22 protein-coding genes and 2 riboswitches are annotated in these 23,471 nt (G+C 73.3%); of the genes, 14 read left to right on the forward strand and 8 right to left on the reverse strand.

Annotation, left to right across the window (positions count from 1 at the left end; genetic code table 11):
* Nucleotides 1-39 precede the first annotated feature (39 nt).
* The 13 genes from DFH01_RS07765 to DFH01_RS28090 all read left to right on the forward strand — a co-directional run bounded on the left by DFH01_RS07765 (nt 40) and on the right by DFH01_RS28090 (nt 13,963).
* A complete protein-coding gene (locus DFH01_RS07765; RefSeq protein WP_109869746.1) occupies nt 40-642 on the forward strand; it encodes a DsbA family protein in 603 nt (200 codons plus the stop codon).
* Complete coding sequence (locus tag DFH01_RS07770) at nt 643-5,286, forward strand: AAA family ATPase (protein ID WP_109869747.1); 4,644 nt, start codon at nt 643-645, stop codon at nt 5,284-5,286.
* A gap of 97 nt (nt 5,287-5,383) precedes the next feature.
* The gene (locus tag DFH01_RS07775) at nt 5,384-5,836 is read left to right on the forward strand and encodes a VOC family protein (RefSeq protein ID WP_109869988.1); all 453 of its coding nucleotides are present in this window, start codon (nt 5,384-5,386) and stop codon (nt 5,834-5,836) included.
* Nucleotides 5,833-6,369 (forward strand): DUF6653 family protein, encoded by a 537-nt coding sequence (locus DFH01_RS07780; RefSeq protein ID WP_109869748.1) that lies wholly within the window; start codon nt 5,833-5,835, stop codon nt 6,367-6,369. Before DFH01_RS07775 ends, DFH01_RS07780 begins: the two co-directional genes overlap by 4 nt.
* A gap of 45 nt (nt 6,370-6,414) precedes the next feature.
* Nucleotides 6,415-7,638, forward strand: a complete 1,224-nt coding sequence (gene nhaA, locus DFH01_RS07785) for a Na+/H+ antiporter NhaA (RefSeq protein ID WP_109869749.1) — start codon at nt 6,415-6,417, stop codon at nt 7,636-7,638.
* 31 nt (nt 7,639-7,669) lie between these two features.
* Nucleotides 7,670-9,565: an ABC transporter ATP-binding protein gene (locus tag DFH01_RS07790; protein WP_332903270.1), complete on the forward strand. Its 1,896-nt coding sequence runs from the start codon at nt 7,670-7,672 to the stop codon at nt 9,563-9,565.
* A 54-nt stretch (nt 9,566-9,619) separates the two neighbouring features.
* Complete coding sequence (locus DFH01_RS07795) at nt 9,620-10,897, forward strand: MFS transporter (RefSeq protein WP_109869750.1); 1,278 nt, start codon at nt 9,620-9,622, stop codon at nt 10,895-10,897.
* 66 nt (nt 10,898-10,963) lie between these two features.
* Complete coding sequence (locus DFH01_RS07800; RefSeq protein ID WP_109869751.1) at nt 10,964-11,257, forward strand: AtpZ/AtpI family protein; 294 nt, start codon at nt 10,964-10,966, stop codon at nt 11,255-11,257.
* A gap of 13 nt (nt 11,258-11,270) precedes the next feature.
* Nucleotides 11,271-12,059 (forward strand): F0F1 ATP synthase subunit A, encoded by a 789-nt coding sequence (locus DFH01_RS07805; RefSeq protein ID WP_199231149.1) that lies wholly within the window; start codon nt 11,271-11,273, stop codon nt 12,057-12,059.
* Nucleotides 12,060-12,131: 72 nt separating this feature from the next.
* Nucleotides 12,132-12,356 carry an ATP synthase subunit C family protein gene (locus DFH01_RS07810; RefSeq protein WP_109869753.1) on the forward strand — a complete coding sequence of 75 codons (225 nt, stop codon included), beginning with the start codon at nt 12,132-12,134 and terminating at the stop codon, nt 12,354-12,356.
* A gap of 119 nt (nt 12,357-12,475) precedes the next feature.
* Nucleotides 12,476-12,976 (forward strand): F0F1 ATP synthase subunit B family protein, encoded by a 501-nt coding sequence (locus DFH01_RS07815; protein ID WP_233256002.1) that lies wholly within the window; start codon nt 12,476-12,478, stop codon nt 12,974-12,976.
* A 12-nt stretch (nt 12,977-12,988) separates the two neighbouring features.
* Nucleotides 12,989-13,498, forward strand: a complete 510-nt coding sequence (locus tag DFH01_RS07820; RefSeq protein ID WP_109869755.1) for a F0F1 ATP synthase subunit B family protein — start codon at nt 12,989-12,991, stop codon at nt 13,496-13,498.
* Nucleotides 13,499-13,729: 231 nt separating this feature from the next.
* Nucleotides 13,730-13,963 (forward strand): hypothetical protein, encoded by a 234-nt coding sequence (locus DFH01_RS28090; protein ID WP_158287651.1) that lies wholly within the window; start codon nt 13,730-13,732, stop codon nt 13,961-13,963.
* A 16-nt stretch (nt 13,964-13,979) separates the two neighbouring features.
* Here DFH01_RS28090 and DFH01_RS07830 read toward each other — a convergent pair whose 3' ends face one another.
* The 8 genes from DFH01_RS07830 to DFH01_RS07865 all read right to left on the reverse strand — a co-directional run bounded on the left by DFH01_RS07830 (nt 13,980) and on the right by DFH01_RS07865 (nt 22,311).
* Entirely contained in the window at nt 13,980-14,936 is a 957-nt protein-coding gene (locus DFH01_RS07830) for an alpha/beta hydrolase family protein (protein ID WP_233256003.1), read from the reverse strand.
* The gene (locus DFH01_RS07835; RefSeq protein ID WP_109869758.1) at nt 14,933-15,493 is read right to left on the reverse strand and encodes an NUDIX hydrolase; all 561 of its coding nucleotides are present in this window, start codon (nt 15,491-15,493) and stop codon (nt 14,933-14,935) included. Before DFH01_RS07835 ends, DFH01_RS07830 begins: the two co-directional genes overlap by 4 nt.
* Nucleotides 15,494-15,568: 75 nt before the next feature.
* Entirely contained in the window at nt 15,569-16,273 is a 705-nt protein-coding gene (locus DFH01_RS07840; protein ID WP_233256004.1) for a PEP-CTERM sorting domain-containing protein, read from the reverse strand.
* Nucleotides 16,274-16,493: 220 nt separating this feature from the next.
* Nucleotides 16,494-19,397, reverse strand: a complete 2,904-nt coding sequence (gene gcvP, locus DFH01_RS07845) for an aminomethyl-transferring glycine dehydrogenase (protein ID WP_109869759.1) — start codon at nt 19,395-19,397, stop codon at nt 16,494-16,496.
* The gene (gene gcvH, locus DFH01_RS07850) at nt 19,394-19,771 is read right to left on the reverse strand and encodes a glycine cleavage system protein GcvH (protein WP_109869760.1); all 378 of its coding nucleotides are present in this window, start codon (nt 19,769-19,771) and stop codon (nt 19,394-19,396) included. Before gcvH ends, gcvP begins: the two co-directional genes overlap by 4 nt.
* A 12-nt stretch (nt 19,772-19,783) precedes the next feature.
* Complete coding sequence (gcvT, locus tag DFH01_RS07855) at nt 19,784-20,890, reverse strand: glycine cleavage system aminomethyltransferase GcvT (RefSeq protein ID WP_109869761.1); 1,107 nt, start codon at nt 20,888-20,890, stop codon at nt 19,784-19,786.
* Between the two features lie 53 nt (nt 20,891-20,943).
* Nucleotides 20,944-21,047: riboswitch (glycine riboswitch) on the reverse strand.
* Nucleotides 21,048-21,049: 2 nt separating this feature from the next.
* Nucleotides 21,050-21,153, reverse strand: a riboswitch (glycine riboswitch).
* Between the two features lie 43 nt (nt 21,154-21,196).
* Nucleotides 21,197-21,769: a histidine phosphatase family protein gene (locus DFH01_RS07860; protein WP_233256005.1), complete on the reverse strand. Its 573-nt coding sequence runs from the start codon at nt 21,767-21,769 to the stop codon at nt 21,197-21,199.
* Nucleotides 21,766-22,311 carry a hypothetical protein gene (locus tag DFH01_RS07865; RefSeq protein ID WP_109869762.1) on the reverse strand — a complete coding sequence of 182 codons (546 nt, stop codon included), beginning with the start codon at nt 22,309-22,311 and terminating at the stop codon, nt 21,766-21,768. Before DFH01_RS07865 ends, DFH01_RS07860 begins: the two co-directional genes overlap by 4 nt.
* Before the next feature lie 166 nt (nt 22,312-22,477).
* Between DFH01_RS07865 and ispH the strand changes: the two genes are divergently transcribed.
* Nucleotides 22,478-23,470, forward strand: a complete 993-nt coding sequence (ispH, locus tag DFH01_RS07870) for a 4-hydroxy-3-methylbut-2-enyl diphosphate reductase (protein WP_109869763.1) — start codon at nt 22,478-22,480, stop codon at nt 23,468-23,470.
* Nucleotide 23,471: the final 1 nt, after the last annotated feature.

A 23,471-nucleotide genomic window follows, 5' to 3' on the forward strand; every position in this document is an offset into this window, starting at 1 on the left:
ACCCCGAGTCCCAGACCCCGCCTTGCCGGAGGCTGCCCGATGACCCCTCGCCGTTCCTTCCTCACGCTCGCCGCCGGCGCGCTCGTCCTGCCCACCACGGCGGCCCTCGCCCAGGAGGACCCCCGCCTGGCGGAACGGGCCATCGGCAAGCCCGATGCGCCCGTCACCGTGCTGGAGTTCTTCTCCCTCACCTGCGGCCATTGCGCCGCCTTCTCCCGCGAAACCTTCCCGCGCGTGAAGCAGGAGCTGGTGGACACCGGCCGCATCCGGCTGGTGTATCGCGACTTCCCGCTGGACCAACTGGCGCTGGCCGTCGCGGGGCTGGCGCGCAGCGTGCCGGCGGACCGCTACAGCGCCTTCGTCTCCACCCTCTTCGCCACGCAGGACCGCTGGGCCTTCAACCGCAATGCCGATGTGAAGGCGGAGCTGTGGAAGCTTGCGGCCGTTGCCGGCATGGATCGCGAGACCTTCGAGAAGGCGATCGTGGACGCGCCGCTGCAGCGCGCGATCCTGGAGCAGCGCGCCGCCGGCCAGCGCGAGTTCAACGTCAGCTCCACCCCCACCTTCGTCTTCGGCAGCCGCGTCGTGCCGGGCAATATCGGCTTCGACCGCTTCGCCGCGCTGGTCGCCGAGACGCGCTGAATGGAGGCGGTGCCGCCGCCGGCCGAGGACCCGGCCGCGCCGGAGGAAGAGGCCGGTCGCTCCGCCGCGCAGGTCGAGGCCGCGCGCACCGCGCGCCTCACCCGCCTGCGCATCGCCGGCTTCAAGTCCTTCGCGGAGCCGACGCTGGTCGAGGTGATGCCGGGCCTCACCGGCATCGTCGGCCCGAATGGCTGCGGCAAGTCCAACATCGTGGAAGCCCTGCGCTGGGCGATGGGCGAGACCAACGCCCGGACCATGCGCGGCGGCGAGATGGAGGACGTGATATTCGCCGGCACGGCCAGCCGCGCCAGCCGCAATTTCTGCGAGGTCACGCTGACGCTCGAGGAGGCGATGGGCCTCGCGCCGCCGCCGAATGCCGAGACGCCCGACCTCGAGATCGTCCGCAAGATCGAGCGCGGCTCCGGCTCCTCCTTCCGCGTCAACGGCAAGGAGCTGCGCGCGCGCGACGTGCAGACCATGTTCGCCGACATCGGCTCCGGCGCGCGCTCCTCCGCCATGGTCAGCCAGGGCCGCGTCGCCGCGCTGATCCAGGCGAAGCCCGAGGATCGCCGCGCCGTGCTGGAGGAGGCCGCCGGCATCGCGGGCCTCCGCGCCCGCCGGCACGAGGCCGAGCTCAAGCTGCGCCAGGCGGAGAACAACCTCGCCCGCGCCGAGGACCTGCTGAACGAGATGGAGGGCGCGCGGCAGGGGCTGCAGCGCCAGGCGCGCCAGGCGGCGCGCTACCGCAACCTGAGCGGGCTGGTGCGCGGCGCCGAGGTGGAGTGGCTCGCGATCCTGCGCGCCCGCGCCCAGGCGACGCTCGCCGCCGCCAAGGAGGCCTTCCACCGCGCCCGCACCGTCACCGGCGAGGCCGAGTTCGAGGCCGAGGGCGCCGCGAAACGTGCCTTCGCCGCCGAGCAGGACCTGCCCGGCCCACGCGAGGCAGAGGCGCTGGCCCGCACCGCGCTGGAACGCCGCCGCGTCGAATCCGAGACGCTCGACGCCGAGGAGCTTGACGCGCGGGAGGCGCTGGCGGCCGCTACCGGCCGGCGCGACGCGCTGGCGCGCGACCTGGATCACGCCGCCCGGCTGCAGGCCGATGCCGAGGCCGCCGGGTCGCGCCTCGCCGCCGAGGCGGAGGCGCTCGACGCCGCCGCCGCCAGCCTGCCCGGCCGCACCACCGAGGCCGAATCCGCCGAGGTCGAGGCCGCCGAGGCGGTGCGCGAGGCCGCGCGCGCCGCCGACCGCGCCACGGAACTCGCCGCCGAGGCCGCGGCCCAGGCCGCCGCGCTGGCCGGCGCCGAGAGCGACGCCGCGAACCGCGCGCGGCGCCTGGCCGAGCAGGGCAACCGCCTCGCCGCCGAGCAGGGCGCCGCCGAGGCGGCGCGCGTGCCGCAGGACGCGCTGAATGCCGCCGCGGCCGCGGTCACCGAGGCCGAGACGGCGTTGGCCGCTGCCGAGTCCGCGGTTGTGGTGATGGAAACCCAACGTGGCGCGGCGCAAGCCGGCCACGAGGCCGCCCGCCGCGCCGCCGCCGAGGCCGAGGAGGCCGAAGGCCGCGCCCGCGCCGCGCTCGAAGCCGCCGAACTCGCGCTGCGCCGGCTCGGCCAGCAGCACCAGCGCCTCGTCGCCGAGCGCGACGCCGCGCGCGCCGCCCTGGTGCCGGAGGCCGAGCGCGAGGCCGCGCAGCAGGCCGCCGAGGCCAGCGCCGCCGAGCTCGCCGCCGCGCAGCAGGCCCTCGCCGCGGCCGAGGCGGCGCATGCCGGGGCCGTGGCGCGCCTGCAAACGGCGCGTGCCGCCGCCGCAGAGGCCGAAGGGGCCGCGACGCGCGCGACCGCTGCGCTGGACGGCGCCGAGGGGACGCTGCGGCGCCTGACGGAGCAGCGCAGCCGCCTTGCCGGCGAGCGTGACGCCGCCACCGCCGCCCTGGTGCCGGAAGCCGAGCGCGAAGCCGCCCTGGCAGAGGCCGAGGCCGCCGAAGCCGCGCTGCGCGACAGCCGCGCCGCGCTGGACGGTGCCGAGGCCGCCCGCGCCGCCGCGCAGGCGCGCCACGAGGCCGCGCGCAGCGCTGCCGTGGCGGCAGATGGCGCCCGCGCCCGTGCCCAGGCCGAGGTCGCGGCGCTGACGGAAGTGGCCGCCGCCGCCGCGGTCAGCGCCGGCCTCGCGCCGGTGCTCGACTCCGTCTCGGTCCCGCCCGGCCTGGAAGCGGCGCTCGGCGCCGCGCTGGGCGAGGCGCTGGACAGCCCGCTCGACGACCACGCGCCCCGCCATTGGCGCAGCCTGCCGCCCTTCGCCCCGCCGCCCGCCCTGCCGGATGGCGCGACCCCGCTTTCCCGCCTGGTGGAGGCGCCGGCGGCACTCGCCCGCGCGCTGTCGCAGATCGGCCTGCTGCCGCGCGGCCAGGACGGCGCCGCGCTGCAGGCCGCGCTGCTGCCCGGCCAGGCCCTGGTGAACGAGGATGGCGCGCTCTGGCGCTGGGACGGGCATTGCGCCCGCGCCGGCACGCCGAGCCCCGGCGCCGTCCGCCTCGCCCAGCGCAACAAGCTGCGCGCCGCGCAGGTCGTGCTCGACCAGGCCGAGGCCGCCTCCGCCGCCGCGCAATCCGCCCGCGCCGAGGCCGAGGCCGAGGAGCAGGCCGCACGGCAGGAGGAAGCCCGCCGCCGCGACATCCGCGCCGAGGCCGAGCGCCGCGCCGGCGCCGCCATCGCCGCCGCCGAGCGCATCGCCGCCCGCGCCGCGGAGGCCGAGAGCCGGCTCGCCGCCCTGGCGCCAGAACTGGCGCGGCTCGATGACGATCTCGGCGCCGCCGAGGCCGCGCTCGCTGCCGCCCGCGCCGCGCGCGCGGCGGTGCCGGACCTCGCCGCCGCGCAGCAGGATGCGCGCGAGGCCGCGGAGGCCGAGCGCCAGGCCCGCGAGGCCGAGACCAGGCAGCGCGAGGCGCGCGCCGAGGCCGAGCGCCGCGCCGGTGCCGCCGCCACGACCGCCGAGCGCGTCGCCGCCCGCGCCACCCAGGCCGAGCAGCGGCTGGCCGCCGTGGAACCGGAGCTGGCGCGGCTCGACGCCGAGCTGCAGGCCACCGCCCAGGCGCTGGAACAGGCCCGCGCGGCACGCGCCGCCGCGCCCGACACGCTCGCCGCCCGCGCCGCGCGCGACGCAGCGTCCCGCGCCGAGCAGCAGGCCGTGCAGCAGGAAGCCGCCGCGCGCGAATCCCGCCGCAGCGCCGAGGCGACGCTCGCGCGCCTCCGCCAGGAGGCCCAGGCGCTGACGGCGCGCGCCGCCGAGGCCGAGGCGCGGCTGGCCGCGCTGGCTCCGGAAGTCGAGCGCCTCGCCGCCGAGCGGCAGGCGGCCGAGGCCGCGCTGGCCGAGGCGCAGGCCGCGCGCGCGGCCGCGCCCGACCTCGCCGCGCTGCGCGCGGAGGTGGAGCAGGCCCGCGCCGCCCTCGTCGCAGCCCGCGCCGCCGAGGCCGCCGCGCGCGACGCCCGCGCCGCGCTCGCCGCCGAGGCCACGCGCATCGCCGCACGGCAGGAGACGATCGGGCCGGAGCGCGCCGAATGGGCGCAGCGCCGCGAGGAAGCCGCCACCCGCCGCGAGGAGCTTTCGGCGCGTCGCGAGGAGGCCGAGGCGGAGGTCACGCGCCTCGCCGAGGCGCCGGAAGCCGCCGCGACCCGCCGCGCCGCCGCCGCCCGCCTGCTGGCCGAGGCCGAGGCCGCGCATGCCGAGGCCGCGCGCGTGCTGGCCGAGGCCGAAGCCGAGCTCCGCGCCGCCACGGCCCATCGCCGCGAGGTCGATGCCCGCTTCGTCGCTGCGCGCGAAGGCCAGGTGCGCGCCGAGGGCGCGATGGAGACCGCCGAGGCTGCGGCACTCTCGGTCGAGGAACGCATCGCCGAACGCCTGGGCGAGGCGCATCCCGACCTGCCGACCGACGTCGCCGACCTCACCGAGCAGGCGGAGGAAAAGGCGCGAAAAAAACTCGATCGCCTGACGCGCGAGCGGGAGGAGATGGGCCCGGTCAACCTGCGCGCCGAGCAGGAGCTGAACGATCTCGACGAGCGCCGCAACGCGATCGATTCCGAGCGCGCCGAGGTCGCCACCGCCATCGCCAAGCTGCGCGGCCAGATCGGCCACCTCAACCGCGAGGGGCGCGAGCGGCTGCGCGTCGTCTTCGACAAGGTGGATGCCGAGTTCCGCAGCCTGTTCACCCGCCTGTTCGGCGGCGGCCGCGCGCATCTGGCCCTCGTCGGCTCGGACGATCCGCTGGAAGCGGGTCTCGAGATCTATGCCGAGCCGCCGGGCAAGAAGCTCGCCTCGCTCAACCTGCTCTCGGGCGGCGAGCAGGCGCTGACCGCGCTCTCGCTGATCTTCGCGGTGTTCCGCTGCAACCCCGCGCCGGTCTGCGTGCTGGACGAGGTGGACGCGCCGCTGGACGACGCGAATGTGGAGCGGCTCTGCGACCTGCTGGAGGTGATGGCGGCCGAGGAGGATGGGCGCAGCGGCACCCGCTTCCTGATCGTCACGCACCACCCGCTGACCATGGCGCGCATGCACCGCCTCTATGGCGTGACGATGCAGGAGCGCGGCGTGTCGCGGCTGCTGAGCGTGGACCTGCAGCGCGCGGTGGAACTGGCGGAGACGCCGGTCGCCTGACGGCGGCAGGATAGGCTCCGATCACGTTCTTGATATGTTCTTGCATTGGGGTGCGGCACCGGCGCATCCTTCGGCCTTCCAATCGGAGGAAGCCGAGATGCCCGTCCCGCCCATCCCGCCCGGCTATGGTCGCGTGACCCCCTACCTGATCGCGCAGGACGTGAAGCGCGCCCTCGCCTGGTATGCGGAGGCCTTCGGCGCCGAGGAGACCATGCGCATCCCCGGCCCGAACGACACGGTGATGCATGCGGAATTCCGCATCGGCGACAGCGTGGTGATGATCGGCGAGCAGTCGCCCGAATACGGCGCCTATGCGCCGCCGCATTACGGCGGCACCGCGGTCTCCTTCGTGCACTATGTCGAGGATGCGGACATCGCCTTCTCCCGCGCCGTCGCCGCCGGCGCGAAGGCGGAGCGCCCGGTGGCCGACCAGCCCTATGGCGACCGCATGGGCACGGTGACCGATCCCTTCGGCCATCGCTGGCACATCGCGACCCATGTCGAGGATGTCAGCCCGGAGGAGATGATACGCCGCATGTCCGGCGGATGACGATCGAGGCCCGCATCGCCCGCGCCCACCGGATGGACGACGCCGCCTGGGCGCGGCATGCGAACCCGTGGTCCGTCTGGACCCGCGTGCCGATCCTGCCGCTGCTGGCGCTCGCCATCTGGAGCCGCGCCTGGATCGGCTGGTGGGCGCTGCTGCCGGTTGCGCTGCTGCTCGCCTGGACCTGGGTGAACCCCCGCATCTTCCCGCCGCCGCGCAGCCTCGATGGCTGGGGCTCCCGCGCGGTTCTGGGGGAGCGGCTGTGGCTGGCGCGGAACGAGGTGCCGGTGCCGCCGCAGCACCGGCGCATGCCGCTGCTGCTGAATGCGCTGTCGGCCCTGGGCGGGCTGCTGCTGCTGTATGGCCTGGGCTTGCTGGTCCCATGGGCGGCGCTGACGGGGCTGGCGGTGGCGCTTCTCGCGAAGATGTGGTTCCTCGACCGCATGGTGTGGCTGGTGGCCGACATGGCAGGGGACCATCGGCTCGCCGCCTGGCGGGGTCCCACCCTTCCGGGCGCCCCGCCCGACGCCACCTGACGCCCAGCGGGAGCCCGTCTCCCGGCAGCCGGAGACCTCCCCCGCATGGCCAAGCCTGCACCATCGCGCCGCCCGCCCTCGGCGCTGCGCGCCTTCCTCGACAACGAGGCGGCGGGCGGGCTGGTGCTCATGGGCGCGGCGGCGCTGGCGCTGGTGGTCGCCAACTCGCCCCTGGCGCCGGCCTATTTCGGTGCGCTGAAGACCTATCTCGGCCCGCTCAGCCTGGGGCACTGGATCAATGACGGGCTGATGGCGGTGTTCTTCCTGTTCGTCGGCCTCGAGATCAAGCGCGAGGTGCTGGACGGCCAGCTCTCCTCCGGGCCGCGCCGCATCCTGCCCGGGCTTGCCGCCGTCGGCGGCATGGTGGTGCCGGCCGGGATCTATGCCGCGCTCAACCGCGGCAATATGGAGGCGCTGGCCGGCTGGGCGATCCCGAGCGCCACCGACATCGCCTTCGCCCTTGGCGTGCTCTCGCTGCTCGGCTCGCGCGTGCCGGTCTCGCTCAAGGTGTTCCTGACCGCGCTCGCGATCATCGACGATCTCGGCGCGGTGCTGATCATCGCGGCGTTCTACACCGCCAATGTCTCGCTGCTGGATCTCGGCCTGGCGGCGGCGGTGCTGGCGGCGCTGATCGCGATGAACCGCTTCGGCGTCGCGCGGCTGCTGCCCTATCTGCTGCTCGGCGCCCTGCTGTGGGTGCTGGTGCTGCGGTCCGGCATCCATGCGACCATCGCCGGCGTGGCGCTGGCGCTGATCATCCCGCTGCGTCCCTCGCCCGGTGCGGTGGAGCATGAGGAATCGCCGCTGCACCGGCTGGAGCATGCGCTGGCCAGGCCCGTCGCCTTCCTCGTGGTGCCGGTCTTCGGCTTCGCCAATGCCGGCGTGCCGCTGCTCGGCCTGAGCTGGGAGGTGCTGGCCCAGCCGGTCACGCTCGGCATCGCGCTCGGGCTTTCGGTGGGCAAGCTTGTCGGCGTCTTCGGCGCGGCGGCCTTCGCCATCCGGTTCGGGCTCGCCGATGTGCCGATGGGCGCGGGATGGGGGCAGCTGGTCGGCGTATCCCTGCTCTGCGGCATCGGCTTCACGATGAGCCTCTTCATCGGCCTGCTCGCCTTCCCGGACAGCGAGGCGCTGCAGAACCAGGCGAAGATCGGCATCCTGGCCGGGTCGCTGGTCTCCGGCCTCGCGGGCTACCTGGTGCTGCGCGTCGCGCCGCGCGACGTGCCGGCGCCCGACGATCCCGCACGGCGCGCCGCCCGCCAGCATGGTTGACCCGGGCGGAGACGCGCCGCGTCCTGCCGGCGTGCTGCCCATCCGCCTGTTCGAGCGTGCGATGGACCCGGTGGCCCCGCCGGGTTCGCCTGCCGCGCGCCTGCTCGGCGTGCCGGTGCCGGAGGCCGCGCCGCCGCGCTCGCTGATCGGCTTCTACTGGCACTTCGCGCGCCAGGCGCGGGCGCTGTTCCTCGCGCTCTTCGCCGCCGGCTTCGTCGTCGCGCTGCTCGACCTCGCGATCCCGGTCTTCATCGGCCAGGTGGTCGGCCTGCTGGAGCGCTACGGGCCGGAGGGGATCTGGGCGCAGGCCGGCTGGACGCTGGCCGGCATGGCGGCGCTGCTGCTGGTCGCGCGGCCTCTCGCGATCCTCTGCCAGAACCTGGTGACGCAGCAGGGCATCATCCCCGGCGTCACCAGCATGATCCGCTGGCAGAGCCACTGGCACGTGGTGCGCCAGGGCCTGCCCTTCTTCCAGGAGGATTTCGCCGGCCGCATCGCCAACCGCGTGATGCAGTCCGGCCCGGCGCTGCGCGAGAGCGTGGTGCAGTCGGTCAACGCCGTCTGGTATATCCTGGTCTACGGCACGGGCGCGGTGCTGACGCTGGCGGCGACCGATGCGCGGCTCGCGCTGCCGATCCTCTGCTGGTTCGTGCTCTACGCCACGCTGCTGCGGCTGATCGTGCCGCGCATGCGCGACCGCGCGCGCAAGGCGTCGGAGGCGCGCAGCGCGCTGACCGGGCGCGTGGTGGACAGCTACACCAACATCACCACCGTCAAGCTCTTCGCCCGCGCCGAGCAGGAGGATGCGCATGTGCGCGAGGCGCTGGAGCGGCTGAACCGCGACTTCGGCAGCCAGACGCGGCTGGTCACGCTGAACGGGCTGCTGCTCTCCACGCTGAACGCCGCGCTGCTGGTCAGCACCGGCGCGCTCGCCATCTGGCTGTGGTCACGCGGGGAAATCCCGCTCGCCGTCGTCGCGGCGGCGCTGCCGATGGCCTGGCAGATCGCCAACATCTCCGGCTGGGTGGCGATGAACGTCGCCGGCATCTTCGAGAATATCGGCGTGGTGCAGGAGGCGATGGGCTCCATCGCCGTCCCCCCCACCGCACCCGACCCGCCGGGCGCCGTGCCGCTGGCCGTGACGCAGGGCGCGATCCACTTCGATCATGTGCGCTTCGGCTACGGCCAGCCGCCGGAGGACGTGCTGCACGGCAGGCGCGGCGCGGTGCTGGACGGCTTCGACCTGGCGATCGCGCCGGGCGAACGCGTCGGCCTCGTCGGCCATTCCGGGGCGGGCAAGACCACCGCGATCAACCTGCTGCTGCGCTTCTTCGCGCCCGAGGCCGGGCGCATCCTGGTGGACGGGCAGGACATCGGCGGCGTCACGCAGGAATCGCTGCGCGCGGCGATCGGCGTGGTGACGCAGGACACGGCGCTGCTGCACCGCTCGATCCGCGACAACATCCGCTACGGCCGCCCCGATGCGACCGAGGCCGAGGTCGAGGCCGCCGCGCGCGGCGCGGAGGCGCATGGCTTCATCGCACAGCTCTCCGACTGGCGCGGGCGCACCGGCTACGACGCGCATGTCGGCGAGCGCGGCGTGAAGCTCTCGGGCGGGCAGCGCCAGCGCATCGCCATCGCGCGCGTGCTGCTGAAGGACGCGCCGATCCTGGTGCTGGACGAGGCGACGAGCGCGCTCGATTCCGAAGTGGAGGCGGCGATCCAGGAGAGCCTCGATCGGCTGATGGCGGGCAAGACGGTGATCGCCATCGCGCACCGCCTCTCCACCCTGCAGCGGATGGACCGGCTGGTGGTGCTGGATCATGGCCGCGTGGCGGAGCAGGGCACGCATGCGCAGCTGCTGGCGCTGGGCGGCGTCTATGCGAAGCTCTGGCAGCGGCAGTCGGGCGGCTTCATCGGCGCGTAGGTAGGCCCGCCGGCGGGCTGGACGCGGGGCGGCGAGCGGTGCTGCCATCCCGCCATGGCAGACCCCGCGCCCGCGACGCTTCCGCTGTGGCGCCAGCCGCCCTTCCTGCTGTTCCTCTCCTCCCGCGTGCTGTCCGCCTTCGCGCTGCAGATGCAGGTCGTCGCGGTCGGCTGGCAGGTCTATGCGCTGACCGACAGCGCCTTCGCCCTCGGCCTGATCGGGCTGGTGCAGTTCGTGCCGATGCTGCTGCTGACGCCGGTCACCGGGCTGGCCGCCGACCGGCTCGACCGCCGCGCCGTGACCGCCGCCTGCCGCGCCGCGAACGGCCTCGCAGCAGCAGCGCTGGCGGCCGGCAGCCTCGCGGGCTGGCTCGATGCCGGCTGGATCTTCGCCATCGTCGCGCTGTTCGGCGCCACCCGCGCCTTCGAGATGCCGGCCTCCCAGGCGCTGCTTGCCAGCGTGGTGGCGACGAAGGACTTGGCGCGGGCGAATGCGCTCGCGGCCTCGACGGGGCAGGCGGCGACCATCGCCGGGCCGGCCGCGGGCGGGCTGCTCTATGCGGCGGGCGGGCCGGCCGCGCCCTATGCCGGCGTCGCCGCCCTCGCTTTGCTGTCCGCCGTTCTGGTGCTGCTGATCCGCATGGCGGCGCAGCCGCGGCCGCGGGGCCGCGTCACGCTGGAGGTGCTGCTGTCCGGCCTCGTGTTCCTGCGCGCGCGGCCGGCGCTGATGGGGGCGGTGACGCTCGACATGGTGGCGGTGCTGATCGGCGGCGCGGCGGCGCTACTGCCGGTCTATGCGCGCGACATCCTGGATGCCGGGCCATGGGGGCTCGGCATCCTGCGCTCGGCGCTCGCGGTGGGCGGGCTGGCGGCCTCGCTCTGGCTCGCCTGGCGGCCGCTCGGGCGGCGGGCGGGGCGCAGCATGCTGCGGGCGGTGGCGCTGTTCGGCGCCGGCACGGTCGTGTTCGGCCTGTCCGAATCGCTGGCCCTGTCCGTGCTCGCCCTGGCGCTGGTGGGGGCGGCCGACGTGGTCAGCGTGGTGGTGCGGCAATCGCTGGTGCAGCTCGGCACGCCGGACGAGATGCGCGGCCGGGTCGCGGCGGTCAATTCGCTGTTCATCGGCACCTCCAACCAGCTCGGCGAGTTCTATGCCGGCAGCATGGCGGCGCTGCTCGGGCCCGTGGCGGCGGTCGTACTGGGCGGCTTCGGCACGATGACGGTGGTGCTGCTGTGGATGCGCTGGTTCCCGGCGTTGCGGGCAGTGGACCGGCTGGAGGACGTGACGCCGCATCAATCCCCGGGTCATGCTGCAATGCGGCACACGTTGCCTTGACATGACTGCCCCCGCGCCGTAGGGACGGCCCGCCTTCCGGGCGGGGGACCGCAAGGAGGAGCGCGCGTGCCGGAGAACAAGGACTTCGAGGATCGGCTGCGGAAGGCTCGGGAACGGCACGGGACGAAGTCCGGTGCGTCAGGGTCCGGGCAGCTACCGCAGGGCGGCACTTGGGGTGTCGGTTTCCGGGCCGGTGTCGAGGTCGTCTCGGCGCTGATCGCGGGTGTGGGCCTCGGGTGGTTGCTCGACCGCTGGCTCGGCACCTGGCCGTGGCTCTTCCTCCTGTTCTTCGTGTTCGGCGGCGTCGCCGGGGTTCTGAACGTCTATCGGCTGTTCAACCCGCGCAACGCCGGAAAATAGGCAGCCGCGGGCGATGCCCGCACAGGGTTGGGCGGGAGAGCGGGACTTGGCTGCCGAAGGCAAGACGATCGACGCGCTGGGCCAGTTCGAGCTCAAGACGGTGCTCGGCCCGATCGGGCATTCCGTGGGCTTCACCCAGTCCTCGGCGCACATGCTGCTGGCGGTGGGGCTCATCACGCTGCTGGTGATGTATGGCATCTCGCGCCAGGCGGTGGTGCCGGGGCGGCTGCAGTCGCTGACCGAAAGCGCCTACGAGTTCATCCAGGGCCTGGTGATCGGGCAGGTCGGGCCGGAGGGGAAGCGCTTCTTCCCCTTCGTCTTCAGCCTGTTCATGTTCATCCTGTTCGGCAACCTGCTGGGCCTGCTGCCCTTCGCCTTCACCTTCACCAGCCACATCGTGGTGACCTTCGCGCTCGCCGCGATCGTCTTCGTGCTGATCACCGTGGTCGCGCTGATGCTGCACGGGAAGAAGTTCTTCGGCTACTTCTTCCCCGAAGGCGCGCCGATCTGGCTCGCGCCGATCATCATCCCGGTCGAGATCGTCTCCTACCTCTCCCGGCCGATCAGCCTTTCCATCCGTCTCTTCGCCAACATGGTCGCGGGCCACGTCATGCTGAAGGTGTTCGCCACCTTCATCGTGCTGCTCGGCGGCCTCGGCGTGGCCGGCCCCTTCATCGCGGTGCTGCCGCTGACGGTGAACGTTGCCCTGGTCGGGTTCGAGATCCTGGTGGCCTTCCTGCAGGCCTATGTGTTCGCGATCCTGACCAGCATCTACCTGCACGACGCGGTGCACCTGCACTGACCCGCCATGTGACCGGGGTGCCGGAAGCAGTCGCGTTCGGACAGAAACCACTCGACAGAGGAATGTAGGACAATGGAAGTCGCCGCCGCCAAGGCTCTCGGGGCCGGTATCGCCGTGATCGCGCTGTTCGGCGTGGGTCTCGGCATCGGCAACATCTTCTCCGCGCTGATCAACAGCGTGGCCCGCAACCCCTCGGCGCGCGATGCGGTCTTCCCGATCGGCATCCTGGGCTTCGCCCTGACCGAGGCGGTGGCGCTCTTCGCCCTGCTGATCGCCTTCCTCATCCTGTTCACCTGAGCGACCTGGGGCCGGCCCACGGGCCGGCCCTTTCCGCGCGCCGCCGCTAGCCCGAAAGGCACCGGCGCGCGGGTGGCATGGGTGCCTTCGTGCCCATGCGACGCAGGACAGGGGGTTCCATGCCGCAGCTCGAATTCGGCAATCCGCTGCTGATCGCCCAGATCGTCTGGCTGCTGATCATCTTCGGGCTGCTGTACTACGTGATGGCGAACTACGCGCTGCCGCGCGTGGAACGCGTGCTCGAGGACCGGCGCGCGCGCATCGCCGCCGACCTGCACGCCGCCCAGCAGGCGAAGGCGGAAGCCGACGCCGCCATGGCCGCGCATCGCGAATCCACCGCCAAGGCGCGGGCCGAGGCGCAGGCCGCCATCGCCGCCGCCATGCAGCAGGCCCAGGCCGAGGCATCCGCCCGCGCCGAGGAGCTGAACGCGCGCCTCGCGCGCCAGATCGATGAAGCCGAGAAGCGGATCGGCGCGGCGCGCGACGCCGCGATGGGCGCGCTGCGGCAGGTTTCGCTCTCCACGGCTGAGACGCTGGTCGGCAAGGTCGGTGGCCGGGCGGACCGCGGTGCGCTCGAGGCCGCGGTCGATCGCGCCCTGGCCGCCCGCGCCGCGGGCTGAGGGAGCTTCGCCATGGAACACCACTACGAATATTTCTGGCTGGACCCGAAATTCTGGGTCGCGGTCTCCTTCGTCGTCTTCGTCCTGCTGGTCGGCAAGACCGCCTGGGCGCGGGTGACCGCCATGCTGGACGAGCGCGGCGCGCGCATCCGCGCCGAACTCGACGAGGCCCAGCGCCTGCGGTCCGAGGCCGAGGCGATGCTTCGCCAGGCCGAGGCCGAGCGCAAGGCGGCCCAGCAGGAGGCCGAGGCCATGCTGGCCCGCGCGCGTGAGGAAGCCGAGCGCGTGGCCCAGGCCACCGCCGCCGAGGCCGAGGCCGGCGCCAAGCGTCGGGAGCGCATGGCGATGGACCGCATCGCGGCCGCCGAGGCCAGCGCGGTCGCCGAGGTCCGCAACGCCGCCGCGGAGATCGCGACCGTCGCCGCGCGCGACGTGCTCTCCGCGAGCGTGGACGCGGCTGCCGATGCGGCGCTGATCGACGCCTCCGTGGCCGATCTGCCGCGGGCGCTTCGCGCGGCCTGATAGTCACGCAGAACCTGGGAGCGCCGCCCTTACGGGCGGCGCCGAGGCGAACGGGGACCGAAAGGTCCCCGTTCGCTTTTGTGCGTCCGGATGTCCGGTGCTTGGCGCCCTACGTCGGGCGGCATTGTCGGGGAATGTGCGACCTGTGCGCGAAAGACCGAAGATACGTATTGATTTGTAGGCAAGTTTCATACATTCTGTGATCCTGATTTCAGGGGCGGGAATCGCAGAATGAGACGATTTCCAGTTTGCGAGGCTGTGCTACGCGGCCGCTCACGCGGATCCGTCAGCCTCGAATATGCCTTCCTCGCGGCGGCGGCGGTGTTCGGTCTCATGATCGGCGCGGCGGCCCTGGCCGAAGGCGGCAACGGCGCGGTCGAGCGCACGATCAAGCGCGCCGCGGCGGCCGTCCAGGCCGCCGACGGGCCCGGCTTCTCCGCGCGCGGCGGCGGCGACGACCGCTGACGGTCCCCGTCGGCTCTCAGAACCCGCTCGTCTCAAGCCGGTCGTCCGGCTCCAGCAGTGCCGGGGCACCGGCCGCAAGCCGGGCCCGCGCGGCGGCCTCGCCCGCCAGCATCGCTCGCAGGAACAGCACGGAGACCGCCGCCACCCGGGCGTGATAGGTCGGATCAGACCAGCGCGGGCCGGCCGCCTGCTCGTCGGCGAAGGCGGCGTGGCGCGCGCCCTCCAGCACCACCAGCACCTGCGGCGCCCCGCTGATCACGCGGAAGGGCACTTCCCGGTCCGCCGGCGTCGCTCCCTCCACCCAGCCATGGTCGGCGGTCCCGGTCACGTGCAGCATCGGCGTCGTCACGCGCGCGAAGGCGAGGCGGGGCGGCAACCCGCGCGGCGGCGATGGGGAGAGCAGTATGCCAGCCTTCAGTCGCCGCTCCGGCAGCCGCAAGCCGCGATCCCCGCCGGGCAGGCGCTGGCCCAGCAGATGCTGCACCAGCCAGGCGCCATAGGAATGCCCGGCCGCGGCCAGCCGCCCGGCATCCACCCGCCCCTCGAGCGGATCGCCCGGCAGGTCGCCTCGGCGAACCACCTCCTCCACCGCGAAGATCCCGTCCTGCAGCCGCGCCACGGCATTGGCGACATCCAGCGCGGCGGCGGCCAGCGCCGGTGCGCGCTCCGGCACGCCCTGCCAGACGGCGGCATCGGTCCCCGGATGCTGCAGATGCACGGCCACGAACCCCGCCCCCGCCAGGGCGCGGCCCAGATAGGCCAGCCCCTCGCGCGAGCCGCCCAGTCCATGGCTCAGCAGCACCAGCGGCCGCGGCCCGGGCGTCTCCGGCAGCCGGATCAGCACCGGCAGGTCGCGGTCGCGCGTGGCGTCGTGCCAGGCGCTCCGCACCGCCGCAGCCCGGCCGCTCCGGGCGGCAAGCAGCGCCGGCAGCGCGAGCAGCAGCCCGCGCCGCAAGACCCGCTGCGCTGTCACAGCCGGATCCGGCCCACCGCGGCCAGGCCCGCCAGCAGGGCGCCGGCATGCATCGCCTGGTGCAGAAGCCCGTTGCCGAGGCCGGCCAGCACCTCCGCCACGGGCAGGCATTCCACCCGGATCGTCTCGCCCTCGTCATGCGCGACGGCGCCGGCGGGGGCGGCACCCTGCGCCAGGACGAAGTGGATGCGGTTGTTCTGGATCGCGGGGTTGGGGAAGGCGGCGTAGAGGCTGCGCCATTCCCGCGCGTCATGCCCTGTCTCCTCCCGCAATTCGCGCCGGCAGGTCGCGACGGGATCGGTATCGCCCGGGTCCATCACCCCGCCCGGCAGTTCCAGGCACCAGGCCTGCGCGGCATGTCGCCACTGGCGCACCAGCACGAGGCGATCATCGTCCGTCAGCGCGACGACCGCCGCCCAGTCCGGATACTCCAGCACATACCAGGGCGAGAGCTCGACGCCGTCCGGCTTGCGGAGGCTGTCGGCGCGGAGGCTGATCCAGCGGTCCCGGATCAGCGGCGTGCTTTGCAGCAGTGTCCATGGCGGCGCATCGGTCATGCGCCAGACTTCCGGCTTTCCCGCCTGCATCGCAAGCGCGGCGCGGCCGGAGCCGCGCGCGCCCCGATGGGCGGCTCAGGCGGCCCGACGCTCCCGGCGCCGCGCGAGGCCGAGCCCGACGAGGCCGGCGCCCAGCAGCACCAGGCTCGCGGGCTCGGGGACCGGGTTCACCGGGTCGGGACCGCCCGCCGTCGAGACGACGCGCAGCTCCGCGATGTCGAAGCCGTCCCGCCCGGGCGCGGCCGGGGAGCTGTCCAGGAAGCGGATCAGGTTGAAGGGGCCGCCGGTGATGGTGACGATGTAGCTCGTCAGGTCGTTGCTGAAGGTCCCCGCCAGCGTCGCCTCGGTCAGGCCCGGCGCGGGCGTGACCGGCGGCAGCGCCGGATCCCTCCACTCGTCGTTGCGCACCACGCCGATATCGGTCCAGCCCGCATCCGGGCTGCCGTTCCCGTCCGTGTCGAGGCCGAGCGAGATGGTCATCTGCTCGCGGTGGTTGCTGAAGATGCCGAAGGTCAGCTCGATCAGCGTCAGCTCGGAGATGGCGCGATCGGTCGGGATGCCCGCGATCAGCTGGCCGCCGATGCCGAGGGAGCGCATCGTCCGGGTGTCGCCGTCGAACATCGCGTTCGCGTCGGACCGCGACGGGGCAACGGGGCCGCCGCCGCTGAAGCTGAGGATGGTGAAGTCGGCCACGCTGTCATGCGTGATGGTGCTGGCCTCGGCGACGGCCGGGCCGACAAGGGCGAGGCCAAGGACACCGGCTGCGATATGGCGGAGCACGACGCAACTCCCGGACGGATGAGGGGTGGGGATCTTCCCCGAGTAGCTCGCTCGACAATGTGCCGATCCGTCAACGAAGAGTCAACATGCAGCCGACGCGTCGTTACAATGTGCGTCCGCCCAAAGGCTTGAATCGCCAACCGTAAATGGCGGCATGCGGAAGGGCGCGCCGCCCTTCCGCATACCCGTCCCGGCTGCAGGAAGCCTGCGCCTTTCGCGTCTACTCGGCCGCCTGGGCGTAGGCCTCCAGCGGTGCGCAGGTGCAGACCAGGTGCCGGTCGCCATGCACGTTGTCCACGCGCTTCACCGGCGGCCAGTATTTGTGCGCGGCGACCCAGGGCAGCGGGAAGGCCGCCTGCTGGCGCGTGTAGGCATGCGTCCAGGAATCCGCCATCACCTCGGCCGCGGTGTGCGGCGCGTTCTTCAGCGGGTTGTCCGCCTTGTCCGCGCGGCCCTGCTCGATGGCGCGGATCTCCTCGCGGATCGCAACCATGGCCTCGATGAAGCGGTCGAGCTCGGCCTTCGGCTCAGATTCGGTCGGCTCCACCATCAGCGTGCCGGCCACCGGCCAGGACATGGTCGGCGCGTGGAAGCCGAAATCCTGCAGGCGCTTGGCGATGTCCTCCACCGTCGCGCCGCCATTCTGCTGGAAACCGCGGCAGTCGAGGATGCATTCATGCGCCACCATCCCGTTCGCGCCGCGATAGAGGACGGGGAAATGCGGCGCGAGTTTCCGGGCCACGTAGTTGGCATTGAGGATCGCCACCTGCGTCGCGCGCGTCAGCCCTTCGGCGCCCATCATGCGGATATAGGCGTAGCTGATCGGCAGGATGGAGGCGCTGCCGAAGGGCGCCGCGCTGACCGGCCCGAAGCCCTTGGCCGGCCCGGCTTCGGCCAGCAGCGGATGGTTCGGCAGATGCGGCGCCAGATGCGCCGCGACGCCGATCGGACCCACGCCGGGACCGCCGCCGCCATGCGGGATGCAGAAGGTCTTGTGCAGGTTGAGGTGGCACACATCCGCGCCGATCGCCGCCGGGGAGGTGAGGCCGACCTGCGCGTTCATGTTCGCGCCGTCCATGTAGACCTGCCCGCCCTTCGCATGGATCAGCGCGCAGATTTCCCGAATTTCCGTCTCGAACACGCCATGCGTGGAGGGATAGGTCACCATCAGCGCGGAGAGATTCGCGCCATGCTGCTCAACCTTCGCACGCAGGTCGTCGAGGTCCACATTGCCGTCGCGGTCGCAGCCGACGACGACCACCTTCATCCCCGCCATCACCGCGCTGGCCGGGTTGGTGCCATGCGCGCTGGACGGGATCAGGCAAACCTCGCGATGCCCCTCGCCGCGTGCGTGATGATAGGCGCGGATCGCCAGCAGGCCCGCATACTCGCCCTGGCTGCCGGCATTCGGCTGCAGCGAGACGGCGGCGAAGCCGGTGATCGTGGCGAGCCAGCTCTCCAGCCGCCGGATCATCTCGATGTAGCCCTCGGCCTGGTCCACCGGCGCAAAGGGATGGATGGCGCCGAAGCCCGGGAAGGTGACGGGGATCATCTCCGCCGTCGCGTTCAGCTTCATCGTGCAGGACCCCAGCGGGATCATGCTGCGGTTCAGCGCGACGTCCTTGTCTTCCAGCGACTTCAGGTAGCGGAGCATCGCATGCTCCGCGTGATGCGTGTTGAAGACCTGCGCGGTGCAGAAGGCGCTGCGCCGCGCCAGCGCATCCGGCGCGCCGCCGTACGGCGCAATGGAATCGAGCGGCAGCGGCTGCGCCTGCGCGGCTTCCGTGACCGCCATGACGAGCTGCGCGAGATCCTTGCGCGTGACGGTCTCGTCCAGCGCGATGCCGACCACGCCCTTCGCATGGCGCGCCAGGTTGAAGCCGCGCTTCAGCGCCATGGCGATCAGCGCCTCGGCCTTGTCGCCGGCCTCGATCGCGATGGTGTCGAAGAAGGACTGGTGCGCCAGGCCGAAGCCCGCCGCCTTCGCCGCGCCGGCCAGGATGCGCGCCTGCAGCGCGACGCGGCGCGCGATGCGCTTCAGCCCCTCCGGCCCGTGCCACACGGCGTACATGCTGGCCATCACCGCCAGCAGCACCTGCGCGGTGCAGATGTTGGAGGTCGCCTTCTCGCGCCGGATGTGCTGCTCGCGCGTCTGCAGCGCGAGGCGCATCGCGGGCGCGCCGGCCGCGTCGACGGAAACGCCGACGAGACGCCCCGGCATCAGCCGCTTGTAGGCATCCTTCACCGCCATGAAGGCGGCGTGCGGGCCGCCATAGCCCATCGGCACGCCGAAGCGCTGCGCCGAACCGACGACCACGTCGGCGCCCATCTCGCCCGGCGGCGTCAGCAGCGTCAGCGCCAGCGGATCGGCCGCGACGATCGCGAGCCCGCCCGCCGCCTGCACCGCCGCGATGTCGCCGCGCAGGTCGCGCACCTCGCCGGTGGCGCCGGGATACTGCAGCACCAGCGCGAAGGGCTTTTCGGCCGCGACCGTCGCCGCGATCTCCGACGGCTTCGCGACGACCACCTTGAAGCCGAGCGGCTCCGCGCGCGTGCGCACCACGGCGATGGTCTGCGGCAGCGCATCGGCGGCGAGCACGATGGTGTCGGACTTGCCCTTGGTCGCGGCATGCGCCAGCGCCATCGCCTCCGCCGCCGCCGTCGCCTCGTCCAGCAGCGAGGCATTGGCGACGTCGAGGCCCGCGAGGTCGGTCACCATCGTCTGGAAGTTCAGCAGCGCCTCAAGCCGGCCCTGCGCGATCTCCGCCTGGTACGGCGTGTAGGCGGTGTACCAGCCGGGATTCTCGAGCACGTTGCGCAGCACCACAGGCGGCGTCAGCGTGCCGTGGTAGCCGAGGCCGATCAGCGACTTGATGTCGGCGCGATTCCGCGCGGCCAGCGCGCGCAGCTCGCCGATCGCCTCCGCTTCCGTGGCGGGCTCGGGCAGCGCGGCGGGGAAGGTGGCGCGGATCGCGGAGGGCACGGTCTTCGCCGCGAGGTCCTCGAGGCTCGCGGCACCCACCTCGCGCAGCATCGCCGCGATGTCGGCCTCGGAGGGCGCGACGTGGCGGCGGATGAACTCGCCATGGTCCTCGAGCGCAGCGAGGTCGGAGAGCGCGCTCATGCCGCGCTCTCCACGAAGGCGGCGTAGCCGGCCTCGTCCATCAGCCCCGCGACGGCGGCGGCATCCACGCCCTCGAGCTTGAAGAACCAGCCCTGGCCGGTCGGGTCGGAGTTGATCAGGCCCGGATTCTCGCTGAGCGCCGCATTGGATTCCGCCACCTTGCCCGCGACCGGCGCATAGACGTCGGAGGCCGCCTTCACGCTCTCCACCACCGCGACGGATTCGCCTTCCGTCACCTCGCGCCCGGCCTCGGGCAGGTCAACGAACACCACGTCGCCCAGCGCGTTCTGCGCATGGTCGGTGATGCCGACGGTGGCGATGTCGCCCTCCAGCCGGATCCATTCATGGTCCTTGGTGAAGCGCAGTTCGGCCATCGGATCGGCTCCTCAGCGGGCGTAGCGGTGGGGGGTGAAGGGCAGGGGGGCGACGCGGGCCGCAAGCGGCTTGCCGCGCACCATGAGATCGAGCGGCGTGCCGTCCGCGGCGTGCTCGCGCGCGACATAGCCCATGGCGACGGGGCCGTTCACGGAAGGCCCGAAGCCGCCGGAGGTGACCTCGCCGACCTTCTGGCCGCCGGCATGCACCTCGGTATGTCCGCGCGCCGGCTGGCGCCCCTCGGGCCGGATGCCGACGCGCAGGCGCCTGGCGCCGGTGTCGAGTTCCTGGCGCACGCGTTCGGCGCCCGCAAAATTCCATTCGGTGCGGCGGCGCTTGCCGATGGTCCAGACCAGGTTGGCCTCGACCGGGCTCGTCGTCTCGTCGATGTCGTTGCCGTATAGGCAGAGCCCGGCCTCCAGCCGCAGCGAATCCCGCGCGCCGAGCCCCGCCGGCTGCACGCCCGGCAGCGCCAGCAGCGCGCGCGCGAATTTCTCGGCCGATTCCGCCGGCACCGAGATCTCCACGCCGTCCTCGCCGGTGTAGCCGGAGCGGCTGACGATGGCGGGCACGCCCGCGATCTCGAAGGCGCCGATGCCCATGAAGGAGAGATCGGCAATGCCGGGTGCGAGCGTCGCGATGGAAGCGACCGCCTGCGGCCCCTGCAGAGCGATCAGCGCGCGGTCGGGCAGCGGGCGCAGCGACACGCCGGCGGGCAACGCCGCGCCGATCAGCGCCAGGTCCTGCTCCTTGCGGCTGGCATTCACCACGAGGAACAGCCGGTCCCCGAGATTCGCCACCATGAAGTCGTCGAAGATGCCGCCCGCCATGGTCATCAGCAGGCCGTAGCGCTGCCGGCCGGGCTTGAGGCCCTGCACATCGGCCGGCGTCAGCGCCTCCAGCGCCTTCGCCGCGCCCTCGCCGACGAGTTCCGCCTGGCCCATGTGGGAGACGTCGAACAGTGAGGCGGCGGCGCGGCAATGCAGGTGTTCCTGCATGATGCCGGCCGGGTACTGCACCGGCATCGCATAGCCCGCGAAGGGCACCATGCGCCCGCCAAGCTCGCGATGCAGCGACGCCAGGGGCGTTTCGAGAAGCGCGGAATCCGACTCGGCCACGGTGCCTCCATGGGCTCCCGCCGCCGGAATGGCGTCGGGTCTTCCGTGGCCCCCCTCTGTCCCGTGACCTGAGAGATTCGGCGGCGGTCCCGTGGAGGAACCGTGGCGCCTTACTCCGTCGGTGCCGCGCCCCGTTCGGAGCGCGTCTTTCCAGAGGTCCCTACCCGCGCGGCCCTTCTGCCTGAGCGTTTCCGGGGGCCGGTTGCGCCTTCGGCGGAAGCCCGGGCCTCACGGCCCGTGCCTCTCTCTCCCGCGCGGGATCTGCGGGATGCGCGGATATGGCGCAGTGCGCCGCCCGAGGCAAGCTCAGGCCAGCGCCCGCCACTCCGGCGTCAGCAGGCGCCACTCGGGCAGCGCCACGGCGAACCAGCACCCCGCCGAGGGCTGGTCCAGCGCGCGGGAGATCGGCGCGCCCAGCAGATGCCCGCGCAGCAGCGCGCCCACCCCGCCATGCGCCGCGACCAGGATGTCGCCCGTATCGGGCGAGTCCGCCATCACCGCCCGCACCGCCGCGACGATGCGAGCCTGCGCGTCCACCGCGCGTTCCCAGCCGCGCACGCTCTCCTCCGGCCGCGCGAAGAAGGCATCCGCCATGCGCTGGAACTCGGGCGGCGGCAGGTAGCCGGTCGCGCTGCGGTCGTTCTCGCCGAGGTCCTCCCGCACCCGCACGCCGAGACCCTTCGCCGCCGCGAGGATCCCCGCCGTCTCGATCGCCTTGCATTCGGTGCTGGCCCAGACGGTGCCGACGCCCGCCATCCCGCCCGAGGCGGCGAAGCGGCGGAGCTTCGCGATGCCCTCCGGCGCCAGGTGCCATTCCGGCACCGGCACCGCCGGATCGATCACCACCTCGGGATGGGTGAGGAAGACCAGCCGCCTCACCGCGGCCCGCGCTGGCGGTTGAGGGCCAACTGGTCGGGGGTGAGCTGGAAGGCGATGCGCACCGGGTATTCCTGGATGCGCGTGCCTTCCTCCGCCCGCACCGTCAGCCGGACCTGCCGCCCGGTGGCCAGCGCGCGGGCGACATTGGCCGGGAAGCTGACCTGCGTGCTGGCGGGGATGCGTTCCAGCGTCACGCTGTCCGCCGGGTCGCTGACCGCCACGAACCAGGGCAGGTCCACGCTGCGGCTATCGGCGGCGGGGCCGCGCTCGGCCTCGAAGCGCGGCGTGATGCGCACCTCCACGGCATTGCGCTCGCGCCCGGCATAGTCGCAGGTGGCGTCGAAGCCGATGATGCGGGCGTCCACCACCATCGCCGTCAGGTCGCGCGGCGCGCCCTCCCGGAAGCGGGTGAGGTCCGCCCCCTCGGCCAGGATGGCGATGCGCGGGCAGGGCGCGAGCCCGGCCACGGCCGTGTCGCCGCCGCCACAGCCCGCCAGCAGCAGCGGCAGGGCGACGATCCCCGCGAACCCGAAGCCCCGCATCCGCCTTTTCCCTTGCCGCATCCCATCTTCCTTCTCGGGCCCGCGGATCCGCGCAGATCCGCGCCGCCGGGTCTGGCCTTCCGCCATCCCCTCCGGTATCGCATCGCCGCCCGGCCGGGGCCAACCCCGCCGCCCGCATCCGAGACCGAGCCGAACCGCCCTGCGCATGACCCCGCCCGCCGCCCGGCCGCCGCTTCGCCTGCTGCTTGCTGCCCCGCGCGGCTTCTGCGCGGGCGTGGACCGTGCGGTGAAGATCGTGGAGGAGGCGCTGACCCGCTTCGGCGCGCCCGTCTATGTCCGGCACGAGATCGTGCACAACCGGCATGTGGTGGACGGGCTGCGCGCCCGCGGCGCGGTCTTCGTCGAGGAACTGTCGGAGGTCCCGGACGACGGAAGGCCGGTGATCTTCAGCGCGCATGGCGTGGCGAAGGGCGTGGTGACGGAGGCGATGCGCCGCCGCCTGTTCACCCTCGACGCCACCTGCCCGCTGGTGACGAAGGTGCATCGCGAGGCCGAGCGCCACCACGCCCGCGGCCGCCACCTGCTGCTGATCGGCCATGCCGGCCATCCCGAGGTGGTGGGCACCATGGGCCAGTTGCCCGAGGGCGCGGTCACCCTGGTGCAGGACGTGGCGGAGGCCCGCCGCGTCACCCCGCCCGCGGGCGCCGAGCTCGCCTGGAGCAGCCAGACCACGCTGTCCGTGGACGACACGGCCGAGATCGTCGCGGCGCTCACGGAACGCTTCCCTGGCATCGCGGGCCCCGCCAAGGACGACATCTGCTACGCCACCTCCAACCGCCAGGCCGCGGCCAAGGCGCTGGTCGCGCAGGGGGCGGAGGCGGTGATCGTGGTCGGCGCGCGGAATTCCTCCAATTCGCGCCGCCTCGCGGAGGTCGCGGAGCGCGCCGGGGCGCGGCGTGCGATGCTGGTGGAGGGCCCCGCCGCGCTCGACCTCGACAGCCTGCAGGGCTGCGCCACGATCGGCCTGACCGCGGGCGCCAGCGCGCCGGAAGCGCTGGTGCAGGCGGTGATCGCGGCACTCGGCGCGCGCTTCGCCCTCGCGGTCGAGGAGGTGCGCGTGGCCGAGGAGACCATCGCCTTCCGCCTGCCGCCGGAACTCGCCCGTCCCGCTGCGCGCGACACGCTCGCGGCGGACTGAG

This window comes from Falsiroseomonas bella, assembly GCF_003173615.1.
Lineage (GTDB): Bacteria > Pseudomonadota > Alphaproteobacteria > Acetobacterales > Acetobacteraceae > Falsiroseomonas > Falsiroseomonas bella.